This window comes from Arsenicibacter rosenii (assembly GCF_001870735.1).
Lineage (GTDB): Bacteria > Bacteroidota > Bacteroidia > Cytophagales > Spirosomataceae > Arsenicibacter > Arsenicibacter rosenii.
This window is the reverse complement of record NZ_MORL01000002.1, coordinates 503,886-518,953: the sequence shown is the minus strand read 5'-3', so window position 1 is coordinate 518,953 and position 15,068 is coordinate 503,886. Positions and strand designations below refer to the sequence as shown.

The 15,068-nt window shown below is 53.7% G+C and carries 14 protein-coding genes; 8 read left to right on the top strand and 6 right to left on the bottom strand.

Annotation, left to right across the window (positions count from 1 at the left end):
• Positions 1-45 precede the first annotated feature (45 nt).
• A complete protein-coding gene (locus BLX24_RS06095) occupies positions 46-378 on the bottom strand; it encodes a type II toxin-antitoxin system RelE/ParE family toxin (protein WP_071502184.1) in 333 nt (110 codons plus the stop codon).
• Between the two features lie 2 nt (positions 379-380).
• The gene (locus BLX24_RS06090) at positions 381-617 is read right to left on the bottom strand and encodes a hypothetical protein (protein ID WP_071502183.1); all 237 of its coding nucleotides are present in this window, start codon (positions 615-617) and stop codon (positions 381-383) included.
• A gap of 172 nt (positions 618-789) precedes the next feature.
• Here BLX24_RS06090 and BLX24_RS06085 point away from each other — a divergent pair, with 172 nt between their 5' ends.
• The 5 genes from BLX24_RS06085 (at position 790) to BLX24_RS06065 (ending at position 4,246) form a co-directional block, all read left to right on the top strand.
• Positions 790-1,701, top strand: a complete 912-nt coding sequence (locus BLX24_RS06085; protein ID WP_071502182.1) for a TIGR01777 family oxidoreductase — start codon at positions 790-792, stop codon at positions 1,699-1,701.
• 46 nt (positions 1,702-1,747) lie between these two features.
• Positions 1,748-2,143, top strand: coding sequence for a HEPN domain-containing protein (locus BLX24_RS06080; protein ID WP_071502181.1), 396 nt, complete (start codon positions 1,748-1,750; stop codon positions 2,141-2,143).
• A complete protein-coding gene (locus BLX24_RS06075) occupies positions 2,140-2,526 on the top strand; it encodes a hypothetical protein (protein ID WP_071502180.1) in 387 nt (128 codons plus the stop codon). Before BLX24_RS06080 ends, BLX24_RS06075 begins: the two co-directional genes overlap by 4 nt.
• Positions 2,527-2,534: 8 nt before the next feature.
• Positions 2,535-3,743: an acetyl-CoA C-acetyltransferase gene (locus tag BLX24_RS06070; RefSeq protein WP_071502179.1), complete on the top strand. Its 1,209-nt coding sequence runs from the start codon at positions 2,535-2,537 to the stop codon at positions 3,741-3,743.
• 185 nt (positions 3,744-3,928) lie between these two features.
• The gene (locus tag BLX24_RS06065; protein WP_071502178.1) at positions 3,929-4,246 is read left to right on the top strand and encodes a response regulator; all 318 of its coding nucleotides are present in this window, start codon (positions 3,929-3,931) and stop codon (positions 4,244-4,246) included.
• A gap of 62 nt (positions 4,247-4,308) precedes the next feature.
• Here the strand turns inward: BLX24_RS06065 and cphA are convergent, their stop codons facing one another.
• Complete coding sequence (cphA, locus tag BLX24_RS06060; protein WP_071502177.1) at positions 4,309-6,942, bottom strand: cyanophycin synthetase; 2,634 nt, start codon at positions 6,940-6,942, stop codon at positions 4,309-4,311.
• Between the two features lie 176 nt (positions 6,943-7,118).
• Here cphA and BLX24_RS06055 point away from each other — a divergent pair, with 176 nt between their 5' ends.
• Positions 7,119-7,952: a cyanophycinase gene (locus BLX24_RS06055; protein WP_071502338.1), complete on the top strand. Its 834-nt coding sequence runs from the start codon at positions 7,119-7,121 to the stop codon at positions 7,950-7,952.
• Here the strand turns inward: BLX24_RS06055 and BLX24_RS06050 are convergent, their stop codons facing one another.
• The 3 genes from BLX24_RS06050 to BLX24_RS06040 all read right to left on the bottom strand — a co-directional run bounded on the left by BLX24_RS06050 (position 7,953) and on the right by BLX24_RS06040 (position 11,229).
• Positions 7,953-8,294 (bottom strand): XisI protein, encoded by a 342-nt coding sequence (locus tag BLX24_RS06050; RefSeq protein ID WP_071502176.1) that lies wholly within the window; start codon positions 8,292-8,294, stop codon positions 7,953-7,955.
• A 231-nt stretch (positions 8,295-8,525) separates the two neighbouring features.
• The gene (locus BLX24_RS06045; protein WP_071502175.1) at positions 8,526-10,190 is read right to left on the bottom strand and encodes a sulfatase family protein; all 1,665 of its coding nucleotides are present in this window, start codon (positions 10,188-10,190) and stop codon (positions 8,526-8,528) included.
• Positions 10,191-10,329: 139 nt separating this feature from the next.
• Positions 10,330-11,229 carry an isoaspartyl peptidase/L-asparaginase family protein gene (locus tag BLX24_RS06040; protein WP_071502174.1) on the bottom strand — a complete coding sequence of 300 codons (900 nt, stop codon included), beginning with the start codon at positions 11,227-11,229 and terminating at the stop codon, positions 10,330-10,332.
• Positions 11,230-11,441: 212 nt separating this feature from the next.
• Between BLX24_RS06040 and BLX24_RS06035 the strand changes: the two genes are divergently transcribed.
• Positions 11,442-11,834 carry a hypothetical protein gene (locus tag BLX24_RS06035; RefSeq protein ID WP_071502173.1) on the top strand — a complete coding sequence of 131 codons (393 nt, stop codon included), beginning with the start codon at positions 11,442-11,444 and terminating at the stop codon, positions 11,832-11,834.
• A gap of 101 nt (positions 11,835-11,935) precedes the next feature.
• Positions 11,936-15,055: an efflux RND transporter permease subunit gene (locus tag BLX24_RS06030; protein ID WP_071502172.1), complete on the top strand. Its 3,120-nt coding sequence runs from the start codon at positions 11,936-11,938 to the stop codon at positions 15,053-15,055.
• Positions 15,056-15,068: the final 13 nt, after the last annotated feature.

Here is a 15,068-nt window from a genome sequence, read left to right as displayed (position 1 = left end):
AGCGAGCTCATACGGGCTCGCTTTTTTTATGTTGTCTGGTTGCTCTTACTTAGATGATAGAACTTCCTGAATCAGCTCTTGCAATACGCTATCAGGAATATCAGCCCGCTCAGATTTATCATAAATGGAAAGTAAAAAAACTTCGTTATCCTGATTTACAAAGTAGGTAATTACTCTTGCTCCTCCGCTTTTCCCTCTATTCTTTGATGCAATAGCAAGGCGTATTTTGTACGTGTTGCTTCCCAAAGATATACCATGCGCAGGTTCTTCCTGTAGCTTTTCAATCAATACTTTCAGATCACTTTTCAGCGAAGCATACTTTTTCGCAAGCCGCTTAAATTCCCTGTCAAAGTTCTCAATGGTATAAATCTGTACCATTGTCAATCTTCTAAATCATCAAGTAAATCCTGAACAGGACGTGCACGGCGCTTACCTTGTTTCACCTCCTTAAATTCATCAAACCCGTTTTTGATCAGCTGCCACGTTTCTCGTTGCGATGAGGTCAGCTTCATATCTAATTGTTCAGGATCAGCGACCTGAACGAATGGAAGAGAGTTAACTAACTTCATAAAAAAGGGGAATTCACTATCGGGTATATTGAGTGTTATTTGTCTCATAGTCTGGTACACAAAGCCATTCTTACCTATTCAAAGTAAACATAAATAAACTGTGCAATCAAGAATTCAACCCGATTTATAAACCCGACATCGGTTCTGTTGTAGCTTCTTTGTGCTAAAACAACTCCCGCTACCCGTTAGTTAGTCTTACTACTGACAACCGCAATGCTTTATGTCGCAAACCGTACTTTTAACCGGTGGCACCGGCACCATCGGCCGCCGCTTAACCCAACTGCTTCAGGAAAAAGGCTATGCCGTGAGCCTGCTCAGCCGCTCAGCCAAACCGGTTCCGGGCGTAACGGTATATACCTGGGATATCAAAAAGGGTATCATCGATCCGAAAGCCATCGAAACAGCTGATTACATCATCCACCTGGCCGGAGCCGGTATTGCCGATGAACGCTGGACCGACGCCCGCAAACAGGAAATCATCGAAAGCCGTACGCAATCGACAGCCCTGCTGGCAACAGCACTGGCCAGCCACAAACACCACGTCAAAGCCTTTGTCTCCTCATCGGCAATCGGCTATTACGGTGGCGATTCGGGCGACCGGCCGCAGGTCGAAACCAGTCCGGCAGGCACCGACTTTATGGCACAGGTAGTGCGCCTATGGGAGCGCTCCGCCGACCAGGTGGCCGCCCTCGGCATCCGGACCGTCAAAATCCGGACGGGCGTGGTGCTGACCATGGAAGGCGGCGCCCTGCCTAAAATCGCCCAGCCGATCAAGCTCGGCGTGGGAGCGCCGCTGGGTTCCGGACAGCAGTATATGTCGTGGATTCACGTGGATGACATTTGCCGGATGTACATGCAGGCGCTGGAGGACAGCAGCTGGCAGGGTGTCTATAACGGCGTCGCCCCCGGACCGGTAACGAATGAATCGCTGACGAAACAGATTGCCGGTATCCTGCACAAACCGTTGTTTATGCCCAACATTCCGGCCTTTGGCATTAAGCTGCTATTCGGCGAAATGGCCATCGCCGTACTGGGCAGCAGCAATGTTCTTAACAAACGCATTAAGGAAGAAACCACCTTCCGCTATGGCTTCCCGAACCTGACCGATGCGCTTCAGGATTTGCTGAGGTAATTTTTGTATTTTTGTTTAGATTACCATTCGGATTCCCCCATCGTACATGCTGCTTAAATCTGAACTTAAACGCATTGCAACGGCACGCTTGCAGGATGCGAGGTTATTGCTCGATAATCATCGCTATGACAGCGCTGCTTACTTGTGTGGCTATGCGCTCGAACTTAAACTAAAATATCGCATCTGCATATCATTACATTGGGATGGTTTTCCGGAGACAAATAATGAATTTAACGGTCTGCAAAGTTTCAGGACGCATGATTTGACCCTGTTGCTAAAGCTATCCGGCAGACAGGCAATGATCCAGCGAGAGCTATTTACGGAGTGGTCACTGGTTAGTTTATGGAGGCCTGAATTTCGTCATTCAAGAATTGGCACACAAACACAACAATCTGCCCGCACAATGATTGAGGCAGTTCAAATCCTACTGAGAAAACTATGAAAGAGATGGTGAAAAAGTTAGGACAACTTGCCGGCAGACTTGCGGCACAAAAGGGAGATTTTACCCTATTTGCATTAGTGTTACCAGAAGATACAATTGCCTGGGATCTGTTGGTGGCTGCTCCCTGGATTGATTATGCATCTGTTGAAACACTACGTTTTTTAGTTAGCGAAGTGCAAAGTACCTTATCGAAGGATGAATTAGCCAACCTCGCCGCTATCAAAATGATGGATAACTCGCTTATGCCAAAGGATTCATTTATGAGTATGAGCAGTGATATGGGCTGGTTAGAAACCGATATTGATTTTTATGGAGTACCTGTTAAAAAAGCATATATATTCGTGGCTCCTGTAGCAGACTTTCAGATTGCCCGCGCAGCATAGACGTATTTATGGCAGATGCATTTATTTTTGACGCCGTCCGGACACCGCGTGGCCGTGGCAAAAGCGACGGGGCCTTACACGACATTCAGCCCATTCAGCTGCTGACCAGCGTGTTACAATCACTCCGCGACCGAAATACTCTCGACACCTCATTGGTCGATGACGTGATTATGGGCTGCGTAACCCCCATCGGCGAACAGGGCGCTGATATTGCCCGGACCGCCGTGCTGGAGGCCGGTTACGCCGAGTCGGTAGCGGGAGTACAGCTCAACCGCTTTTGCTCGTCGGGCCTTGAGGCTATTAATATGGCAGCCGCCTATGTGATGTCGGGCCAGGTCGACGCCGTGGTTGCGGGTGGCGTAGAATCGATGTCGCGGGTGCCGATGGGCTCCGACGGCGGCGCGCTGTTCATGAATCCGCAGATTGTCGCCCGCCATAACATTGTTCCTCAAGGTATCTCGGCCGACCTGATTGCCACCCAACAAGGGTACAGCCGTCAGGATGTCGATACGTTTGCCGCTGAATCGTACCGGCGGGCGGTGGCAGCGCAACAGGACAACCGCTTTGCCCGTACCCTGGTCCCGCTCAAAGATTCCATTGGTATTCCTGTACTGGACCGTGACGAAGGCGTCCGGTCCGGCACGACCGTCGAAAGCCTGTCTGCCCTGAAACCGGCGTTTGCCAACATGGGAAAAATGGGAATGGATGCGCTCGCCCTGCTGAAATATGCCGGACTGGCCCAAATTAACCACGTACACCACGCCGGTAACTCCTCACAGATTGTCGATGGAGCGGCCGGGCTGCTGATTGGCAGTCGGGCATTTGGCGAACAGGCCGGTTTAACGCCACGCGCCCGGATCAAGGCCTTTGCGGTGGTTGGCTCCGAGCCTACCATCATGCTTACCGGCCCGATTCCGGCCACGCAGAAAGTGCTCAAAAAAGCCGGTATGCGCATCAGCGACATCGACCTGTTTGAGGTGAACGAAGCTTTTGCCGCTATTCCGATGTTGTTTATGGACGTTTTCGGTGTCGACCACAGCAAGGTAAATGTCAACGGCGGCTCTATAGCCCTTGGTCATCCGCTCGGTGCTACCGGTGCCATTATTTCTGCTACCCTCCTCGACGAACTCGAACGTACGGGCAAACAGGTCGGTCTATCGACGCTCTGCATCGGTGGCGGCATGGGCATTGCTACCATTTTTGAGCGCGTATACTAGCCGGTCGATCCGGTATGCTATATTTGAATAGTATAAAACGAGTGTATGGATACGATTCGTGTCCATACACGTTTTATTACAAATAATCCCATTCCCTCATCTTTTCTCCGGATTGTTCGTTTTTGACGGCTATTTCCCCTATCTTTATAAAAGATTTTACAGACTCCGTATCCTGCATCAAATCAATGAGTAAAATAGTGGTTGTGACGAACAGAAACCGTCAAGAAATCAATACCTTACGCCAACAATTACAAGCTCAATATCCGGCACACGAACTCATTATGCAACCGACCTATACGTGCATGATGAAAGCCCTTCTCAGCCAGCCTGCTGCGCAGTGGCCCCAGTTAATCTTCCTGGATCAATATCATACAAATTCTGATACCTTTTCGAGCCTCAAGGAATTGAAAGCAGATTCACGTTTTCGTCATATTCCGGTACTTATGTTAGGCGCGATTGCCACCTATCATAAAATGCGGCAAAATCCGCATGTAGCAGCCTGAGGTATCTGATTCGGAAAACGGCAGGCTCCGTCGCGGAGCCTGCCGTTTTTTGTATCCGTTTTCTAAACCGTCCTGACCAAACCATAGGCTTCTTCCTGGGCCCTTGCCTGCACAACCACCTCAATGGCCCGCTTCACTTTTTCGGTCAGGTGGACAATCAAACTCCCCGAACGGGCATGCCGGATGGCATAGCTTAAGGCTTCCAGTTCGTCCGGGATACACCGGATCGGTTTTCGCTCATCGCCCAACCGGATTCCGTCGGTCAGTACGGCGATTAACTCCTCCGGCGAGCGCCCCCGCCGGTCTTCATCCAGACGGATAATAATCTCATCGAAAAGAGTCGCCGCAATCTGCCCTAACGCCAGAATATCGTCGTCGCGCCGGTCGCCGACACCGGTAATGATGCCTACCTTGTGCGTTGACTCAACCTGCCGGATATACTGCCCGAGCGCCTGCAATCCGTGCGGATTATGAGCGTAGTCAATGAGTACCGAAAAATCATTAAACGGAAACAGGTTCATGCGGCCAGGCGTATTCGTCCCCGACGGGATAAACGTCCGCAGCCCTTCGGCAATGTCTTCCGCCGTCAGCCCCTGACAATATCCTGCCAAGGTTGCCGCCAGTATATTCTCAATCATAAACACAGCTTTGCCGTTGAACGACAGCGGTACCGCCGTCAGCTCGATCAGCTGTGTTAGCTGATCGCCCTGACGAACAGCCACAAAGCCCCGGTCAATAACCGCCGCCAGACCGCCGGTTGCGCAATGCTGTTCGATAAGCGGATTGTCCGGCTGCGTACTGAACAGCGCAATCCGGCACCGCAACCGCTCCTGCATCCGGTACGTGTACTCGTTATCGGCGTTCAGCACCGCATACCCGTCCGGTTTCACCGTTTCGGGCACCACACGTTTGACATGCGCCATGTCTTCGAGCGTGTTGATATTATTTAGCCCCAGATGGTCAGCGGCAACGTTCGTCACAACAGCGACATCGCACTGATCGAACGCAAGTCCTGACCGCAGCAAGCCACCCCGCGCACACTCCAGCACCGCTACCTCTACCGAAGGATCCTGCAAGACCTTACGGGTACTGCCCGGTCCGGTACAGTCGCCCTGTTCAATACACTGCTGACCGATATACACCCCGTCTGTTGTTGTATAACCAACCTTTCTGTTACTCTGACGGAACAAGTGAGCGGTCAGCCGGGTAGTCGTGGTTTTGCCATTGGTACCCGTAATGGCAATTACCGGAATCCGGCCTGTTTCATTATCGGGAAACAGCATATTCGCCACCGCCCTGCCAACCGGACGGGCCTTGCCTTCCGACGGATGGGTGTGCATCCGGAAACCAGGGGCGGCGTTTACCTCAATGACTGCCAGCGCATTGCAGGCGGGTTCCTGCGTGATGTCCTCTGCAATCAGGTCGATGCCGCAAATATCCAGTCCGATCAGGCGTGCAATGCGTTCGGCCATAGCCACCATAGCCGGATGGACAATGTCGGTTACGTCTGATGCCGTACCACCGGTACTGATGTTGGCCGTTTTCTTCAGCATCAGTACACGGCCGGGCCCGGGTACGGTATCCAGCGTCAGATGCTGACGGCGTAACAAGGCCATTACACAATCATCCATCCCGATCCGCGTCAGCACGTTTTCATGGTCGTCGCCCCGGCGTGGGTCGTCATTTACCTGTTGTATCAGCTCGCGGATCGTCTGTTTGCCGTCGCCGGTTACGGAGGCCGGCATACGCAGGGCTGCTGCCTGAAGTTTATAGTCAATGACCAACAGGCGGTAATCGTTGCCTTTGATGAATTGCTCCACAATCACAGCCTTACTGTGGGCCTGTGCGCGGTGAAAAGCCTGTTCTGCTTCCTCAGCGGTTTCGATGCAGGTCGTTACCCCGCGCCCGTGATTGCCGTCGAGCGGTTTGACCACCAGCGGGAAACCGACCCGGTTAAGAGCATCGTGCAATGCTTCCGGAGTATAAACAATCTCCCCTTGCGGCACCGGAATGCCTTCCTGATCGAGCAACCGCTTGGTTTCGGCCTTGTCGCAGGCCAGCTCCACCGCAATCACACTCGTCTGACTCGTCATCGTGGCGCGGATACGCTTCTGCCGGGCGCCATAACCCAGTTGTATATACGAGTCATGACTCAGGCGGATATGCGGAATATTTTTTTCCGTACAGGCGTCTACGATAGCCCGCGTACTGGGGCCAAGCTGGCTGGCCGCACAGAGCTGTCTAAGCCTGTTGATGTCATCTGCCAGTTCATAAGGCTGGTTATCGATCAGGGCCCGGGCAATCCGGACAGCGGCTTCGGCGGCATACCGCCCTGCTTCCTCATGCACATACGCAAACACAACCTGATAAACACCTTCTTTACCGGTACCACGGGTTTTGCCGAATCCACAGTCCATACCGGCCAGCGTCTGAATCGCCAGCGCAATGTGTTCGATCACATGGCCCATCCAGGTTCCTTCCTGCACGCGCTCAAAAAAACCACCGGGATACCCTTTTGAACAACGGTGTTCATACAGAGACGGAATTAACGTTTTCAGGCGCTCGTAAAAGCCCGGAATGGTGTTGGTCGGCGACTGTTCAAGTTCGTCAAGATCAAGGGTCATGGCCACCAGCTTCGGATGCCGGATCGACCAGTAGTTGGGTCCCCGGAAGCAGCGGATATCTACAATGTTCATACGTCGAGTAATTTGGGCACTTTTCGTCCTGTTCAAACTAACATTTGTGCAATTTGTTTAACAAAACCGGCCCAAAAGAGTCTGTAGGTATAGGACCAGAGCCTGAGGCCGGGGCGGTTGAATCAGGTAATCTGTTTTCAGCGCGGATCTGCCGGCGAGGGTTTTACTTTTGTATTATGCAGATTAAAGGAACGTTGATTGCGATTGGCGGCAATGAAGCCAAGAGCCTGCGACATAAACCGGTTCATGCACAGGACACCGTACAAAGCTTCATGACATCGGGCATTCTGCGCCGGATTGTGTCGGAAGTAAAAAATCCGAATGCGTTTATCGAAGTGATTACGACCGCATCGAGCATTCCGGAGGAAGTGGGCGTGCGGTATCAGCGGGCATTCCGGAAACTGGGGTTCCCTAACGTCCGGCTCATGCACCCGACCAGCCACGAGCATGTCGACAAACCAGAGTGTCTGGCCCGTATCGCCACGGCTGGTGCGGTCTTGTTTTCGGGTGGTGATCAGTTTAAACTCACGAGTGTGTTCCGCGAATCAGCATTTGCGTCGCTGCTGCATCAGCGCTACGTAAACGACGAATTTGTGATTGCCGGAACCAGCGCCGGGGCCATGGCCATGACCGATCTCATGCTCTACCCCGGCGCCGACCCGCTGAAACCGGATGTGTTGCTGTATCCGGGGCTGTCGCTGATTCATAACGCCATTATTGACACCCATTTTCTGGTACGCGGCCGTTTCCGGCGGCTGGCCATTGCCGTAGCCAACCACCCGACCCACATTGGTATCGGTCTGGAAGAAGACACCGGTATTCTGGTCCGCAAAGGCAGCAGCGTGGAAGTAATCGGGTCGGGGCTGGTAACCATCATCGACGGCCGCAGCCTCGACGACCCGAACAAAACCGTCGAACGGGCCCGCCACGAGATTTTCATCGAGAATCTGCTGGTGCACATCCTCCGCGACGGCAACAATTTTACGCTGAAAGACAAGAAGCTCACGTAATTACGCCACGGCAAATTCGCCGATTAAATGACGACGATGCGGGGCCTGAAAAGCGAGGACAATATCTTGCTTTGGAATACCTTTTTCGACCAGAAGCAACGCGATTTTCAGGTCTGTTCCATCATGCTGAATATAAACCCTGCCGTTAGGCTGAATATCTATATGCACAAAGGGCAGGTACTCACGACGATTTTGTTGCCAACCGACAGAGAATAAAAGGTAGTGTCCCCGTTCATTATCAATAATCAGTTGAGTTTCTGCCTGTTCATCAGCAGGTGTCATTTCTGCGATCTCCGTAACAAGGGCACTTACAATCGTCTTGTACTCAGTTATTTTATCCATTTGTCAACCCTTTCTTCCTTCTCATCAAAAACAATCAAAAAAACGCCAAACCGCTGTAATACCACATAATGGTATGCATCTTTTGCAGGCATATTTCGAGCGTGTTTCTAACAAAAATAAGCGCTTTCGCCGGCAATGGCAATCGTCATCAAGACCTTATCCGTTCACCTTGTATAGGCAGTACCAGCCAGCTATTGGTAACGATAACAGACAGGTACCGCCAACAACACGCTACCGCGGGCTGCTTTCGAACAGCTTCAGCGCTTCGTCGTCGTTGTTCTTCACGATGTGTGCTTTCAGCTGTGCTTTCAGGCTGGCCGTAATCGTTTCGTAGCCTTTGGTGCCGTACAGGTTTTTCAGGTTCTGCGGGTCTTTCTGAATATCGTATAGCTCCCAGAAATTTTCGGGGCCGTAGAACCGGGCAATCGTGTAGCGGTCGGTCCGTAGCCCGAAGTGCGGCGACACATGGTGCGGCTCCGGATATTCGTAATAGTGATAATACGCCTGATCCTGCCAGCCTGCTTTAGCGTTGGTCAGCACCGGCAGGAATGATTTACCCTGAAAATCAGCGGGAACAGCCGTGCCGGTGATGTTGAGCAACGTAGGTGCCCAGTCGACATTCGATACCACATGACGAACCTGAGTGCCAGGTTTGATAACACCCGGATACCGGATTACAAACGGTGTTTTCAGCGATTCTTCGTATATCCAGCGCTTGTCGAACCAGCCGTGTTCGCCCAGATAAAAGCCCTGATCGGAGGTGTAGACCACGACTGTATTTTTAGCCAGCCCCGATTTATCCAGATAGTCAAGCAGCTTGCCGATATTGCGGTCCAGTGAGTTGGCCGTGGCCAGATAATCACGCATATACCGCTGGTAATTCCACTCAACGAGGGCCTTACCGCTCAGTTTTTGCTCCTCAAATTCACGGCTGATGCGGCCATAGTACTCCACATAGGCTTTTTTCTGCTCAGGCGTCATGCGGCGGTAGGTTCCGTTCCTGACCAGATTGTCCAGCTGCTTGTCCAGCGCCGGTGTCATTTCCTGATTCCGGAAACGGGATTTATACAGGTCGGCTTTTTCCTGAGCCAGTTTAGCTTCGTCCAGCCCATAATCGGCATTTATTTTCAGGTCTTCCTTCAACCGCATGGTTTTGTCGATGCTCATATCCTGCTTTTGGGCAGCCAGCCGGCCATCATAGTTGTCATAAAACGTCGATGGAATCGGGAAGGTAACATTATCATAAGCGCCGAGGTCTTCGATAGCCGGCAACCATTCCCGATGGGTAGCCTTATGCCCCACGACCAGAAAAAACGGTTTCGACGGGTCACGCTTGTCGAGCCACTGCGTCGATAGCTGCGTAATCACGTCAGTCACATAACCGGGATAGCGCTTTGTCTGGTTTTGCGAATTCACAAAATCAGAGTTATAGTAGCTGCCGTGCCCCGGCAGGATGTTCAGGTAGTCGAAACCATGCGGAAGGCTGCCAAGGTGCATTTTGCCGACCCAGGCCGTCTGATAGCCGTTTTTCTGAAGCTCTTCAGGAAACACCGGCTGGTTGACATCGAACACCTTCTCGTTGAACTTATAGCCGTTGGTGTGGCTGAACTTCCCGGTCAGCAACGTTGCCCGGCTTGGCCCGCAGATTGAGTTAGATACGACATTGTTATGCAGAATGGCCCCCTCCCGGGCAATGCGGTCGATATTCGGTGTCCGCGCCAGCCGGCTGCCATAGGCACTGATCGCCTGTGAGGTATGGTCGTCCGAAATGATAAAAATAACATTGGGTTTTGCCGGAGCCGTCGGTTTTTCCGGTACAAATGCCGTAACGGCACCCAGCAGCAGCGCCGTCGTGACGGTGCCCTGTACCCAGGCAGGCAGAGAGTGTATGCGCATACTCAGAACGATCAGGAGTTAATAACTGACATCCCTGAATAAAGGCACACCACCTTGGTGTATAATGCTTCACGAACGTAAAAGATACTTTTTCCGACGGAAAGCCGCCTGTTTGCCGGCACCGGCAGGCAGATCTGTCTCAGAATATGGCAACCTGACCGGCTTCGCCTTCACGTTGCCAGCCACGGTACATCCCTTCGGAGTTAAAAACCAGTGCCGCCTGCCCCGCCGGATCAACGGCAATCAGTCCGCCTTCTCCGCCAAGGGCAGTCATTTTGTCCTGAATAACCAGGGTGCAGGCCTCCTGTAACGAAAGGCCACGGTATTCGATCAGACACGACACGTCATAGGCCGCCACCGACCGGATAAAATACTCGCCGTCGCCCGTACACGATACGGCGCAGGTCCGGTTATTGGCATAGGTACCGGCTCCGATGACCGGACTGTCGCCGATGCGGCCATACCGTTTGTTGGTCGTGCCGCCGGTCGACGTAGCCGCTGCCACATCGCCGTGAGAGTCCAGCGCCACGGCCCCGACCGTTCCGAGGGCGCGCGGCCGGGCTTCGGTCTGCCGGCTTTTGCGCTGCCATTCCTCCCAGCGCATGTCGGTGTAGTAATATTCGTCCGGGGCGGTTTCGATCTGCTGTTCACGGGCAAACTTCTCGGCGCCCGCTCCCGCCAGCATTACATGGCCGGAGCGCTCCATGGCTACCCGCGCCAGGGTAATCGGGTTGCGGATATTGTGCACACCGGCAATCGCACCGGCATTCCGCGTACGACCGCACATGATCGACGCATCGAGTTCGTGGCGCCCCTCGGCCGTAAACACCGATCCGCGACCGGCGTTAAACAACGCATTATTTTCCAGCAGCATAGTGGTTTGTTCGACCGCATCCAGGGCAGTGCCGCCCCGGGCAAGGATGGCATATCCGGCATCCAGGGCCTGCTGTAAGCCAGCCAGATACACACGTTCGCGGTCGGGAGTCATTTCGGTGCGGCTGAGCGTACCCGCTCCGCCATGAAGCGCTAAAGCAATCATATCGTTGAAAAGGGTTTGTCCGTAAGAAACCGGAAAAGCAAGGCAAAGGTTATCCATAGCAAAGAGTGAAAGAGCGAAAGAGATAAAGAGTGAAAGAGATAAAGAGTGAAAGAGCGAAAGAGATAAAGAGTGAAAGAGTGCCAATGGCAGCGCAGCGTCAGCCGCTCTTTCATTCTTTCGCTCAATCACCCAATAATTCCTATCTTTGCTCCATGAAATCCACGGTCGCACTGTTGTTGGGCATATTGATGCTGGCAGGAAGTCTGTTTCCGCAGACCGACGTGGAAGAAGTATACAAGCTGCCGGGGCTGGTTTCACACTACCAGTTTCACAAACGCATATCCGGCCCGGAATTCGATTTCTGGCAGTTTCTTGACCTGCATTACAATCCTGATTCGCCGCACGCCAAAACCCCGCATAAGGGGGTCGGCATTCCGTTTTACAATCACCTGTCAACCGGTTTTGTGTTTATTCTGAGTGTGCCGCAGCGCATGGTACGCACGCTGGCCACGGTCACCACCTTGCCCGACCGGCCGTTTTATTACCAGAATCTCTACCAGTTTCAGCAGGCGACGCCCTTGCTACAACCTCCCCGCATCGGATAAATCACCGGAAACCTAACGTTTTGCGCTTGCCCGACCGCGTCTAGCCGACCGCACCTCGCCGGCCGGCAGAAGCGCGTATATTTCCTTTGATTTCATCCTATATGCTTCAACAAATCATTCAGTTCAGCATCCGCCAAAAGCTGGCGGTCGTGCTGGGGGTAATGGCGTTGATCGCCTGGGGCGGTTATGCCTTTACTCAATTACCCATTGATGCCGTTCCCGACATCACCAATAATCAGGTGCAGGTAATCACCCAAACCCCGTCGCTGGCGGCGCAGGAGGTCGAGCAGTTTATTACCTTTCCCCTCGAAGCCACCCTCCGGAATGTACCGGGCGTGATCGAAATCCGTTCTATTTCGCGGTTCGGATTGTCGGTCATCACCGTTGTTTTTGACGACGAAACGCCCACCTATCTGGCCCGGCAACTGGTCTCGGAGCAGTTGAAAACGGCCGAAAAGGACCTGCTGGCCGGATCGCCGCAAATGGCCCCGATTACGACCGGCCTCGGCGAAATTTACCAGTATGTGGTCCGGCCGGAAGCCGGTTTTGAGAACCGCTACTCCCCTACTGACCTGCGTACCATTCAGGACTGGATCGTGAAACGTCAGTTGTCCGGCGTCTCCGGCGTGGTTGAGGTCAGCAGCCTGGGCGGGTATCTTAAAGAATACGAAGTCAGTATTGATCCCGAACGGCTTCGGGCCATGAATACTACGCTGGCCGAAGTACTGAATGCCCTGGCCGACAACAATGCCAATACCGGAGGCAGCTACATCGAAAAAGGACCGGAGGCCTATTTTATCCGGGGCGAAGGAACGGTGCAGCAGCCCGGAGACATTGAACAGATTGTGGTAAAAACCCTGGGCGTTACGCCTGTGCTGGTGCGCGATGTAGCCTCCGTACAGATGGGCCACGCGGTCCGCTACGGCGCCATGACCCGTAACGGACAAGGTGAAGTGGTCGGGGGGATTGTATTAATGCTCAAAGGCGCGAGTTCCGAAAAAACCATTGCCGGTGTGAAGGAACGGATCACGCAGATTCAGAAAAGCCTGCCGCCGGGTGTGGTCATCGAACCGTTCCTCGACCGGAAAGTACTGATCGACAAAGCGATCCGGACCGTTAGCCATAATCTGCTCGAAGGGGGCATCATTGTGATGAGTGTCTTACTGCTCCTGCTCGGCAACTGGCGGGCGGGGCTGGTGGTGGCGTCGGTGATTCCGCTGTGTATGCTGTTTGCGCTGGGGATGATGCACGTCTTCGGTGTGTCGGCCAACCTGATGAGCCTCGGGGCCATCGACTTCGGCCTGCTCGTCGACGGGGCGGTGATTATCGTCGAAAGCATGATTTTTCAGCTTGTCCATACCTCACTGAGCCAACAGAAAAGCATGGACGACATTGCGCTGGAATCAGCGAGCCGGCTCATGCGGTCGGCCCTGTTCGGGCAGCTGATTATTCTGATTGTTTACGTCCCGATTCTGTCACTGACGGGCATTGAGGGGAAAATGTTCCGCCCGATGGCCCTCACCGTCGGCTTCGCCATAATCGGGGCCATGCTCCTCTGCCTGACCTATGTGCCGATGATTGCGGCCACCCTGCTCCGGAAAGACATTCAGGAAGAAGGCACGCTGGCCGACCGGATCATGAAAACACTGCAAAAGGGATATACACCCCTGCTGGAAGGAGCCCTGCGGGCGAGGAAATCCGTGCTGGCCGGTTCGGTCGTCCTGCTGGCGGGAGCGTTGTGGCTGTTTACGACGATGGGCGGCGAGTTTATCCCCAATCTGGACGAAGGCGACATTGCCATCAGCCTGACGCTCAAGCCGGGTTCATCGCTTTCGCAGTCGGTCGAAACCACGCGGCGGGTCGAAACGATTCTGAAAAACGGCTTTCCGGAGGTCGTACAGGTGATTTCAAAAATCGGGACGGCCGAAATTCCGACCGATCCCATGCCCATCGAAGCGGCTGACATCATGGTCGTTCTGAAAGACCCTTCGGAGTGGACTACGGCCCATACCAAAGCCGAACTTATCGACAAAATGCGGCGGGCGGTCAGTGTGTTGCCGGGGCTCAATCTGGAGTTCACCCAGCCCATCCAGCTTCGTTTCAATGAGTTAATGACCGGTGTTAAATCAGACGTGGCGATCAAAATCTACGGCGACAATCTGGACACGCTGTATGCCCGCGCCAATCAGGCTGCCAACCGGCTGAAATCCATCCAGGGGGTCGGTGACCTTAAAGTGGAGCAGGTCGTTGGCCTGCCGCAGATGCTGGTCTCCTACAACCGTGCCCGGCTGGCGCAGTATGGTGTCTCGGTAGCCAGCCTGAACCGGATTCTGAAAACCGCTTTTGCGGGCGAAACGGCCGGTGCCGTCTTCGAAGGCGAACGCCGGTTCGATCTGGTCGTACGGCTCGACAGTGCCTATCGCAAAGACATCGATAACATCCGGCAATTGTATGTCGATGTAGCAGGTGGCCAGCAGGTACCATTGGCCGAACTGGCCAATATCCGTTACCAGTACGCCCCCATGCAGGTATCCCGCGATAATGCCCAGCGTCGCATCACCATCGGTGTCAACGTACGCGGGCGGGATGTCGAGAGCCTAGTCAACGAAATGAAAACGGTGCTCGACAAAGACCTGCCGCTGCCGCCGGGCTACCGGTACACCTACGGCGGGCAGTTCGAGAATCTGGTCAAAGCCAAGGCCCGGCTGGGCATAGCAGTACCGCTGGCCCTGTTGCTGATTGGCCTGTTATTGTTCGTGACCTTCAACTCCGTGAGTCAGGCCCTGATGATTTTTACGGCCATTCCACTGTCGGCCATCGGCGGCGTTACGGCGCTCTGGATCCGGCAGATGCCGTTCAGCATTTCGGCCGGTGTCGGTTTCATCGCCCTCTTCGGTATTGCCGTTCTGAACGGAATTGTCCTTATCAGCTATTTCAACGAACTGGAGGCAGAAGGCGTCAGCAACGTTGCTGACCGCGTCAGGCGGGGCACCAGCGTCCGGTTCCGGCCGGTAGTGATGACGGCGGCAGTGGCCTCGCTGGGATTTCTGCCCATGGCCATGTCGGCCTCGGCCGGTGCCGAAGTACAGAAACCGCTGGCAACGGTCGTTATCGGCGGGCTGGTATCGGCTACACTCCTGACGCTGGTCGTGCTTCCCGTGCTATACAGCGTTGTCGCTTCCCGTAAACCATCATCTCAACCGGCCCGGCAGCAAGCCTGAGCCGTAAACGTTT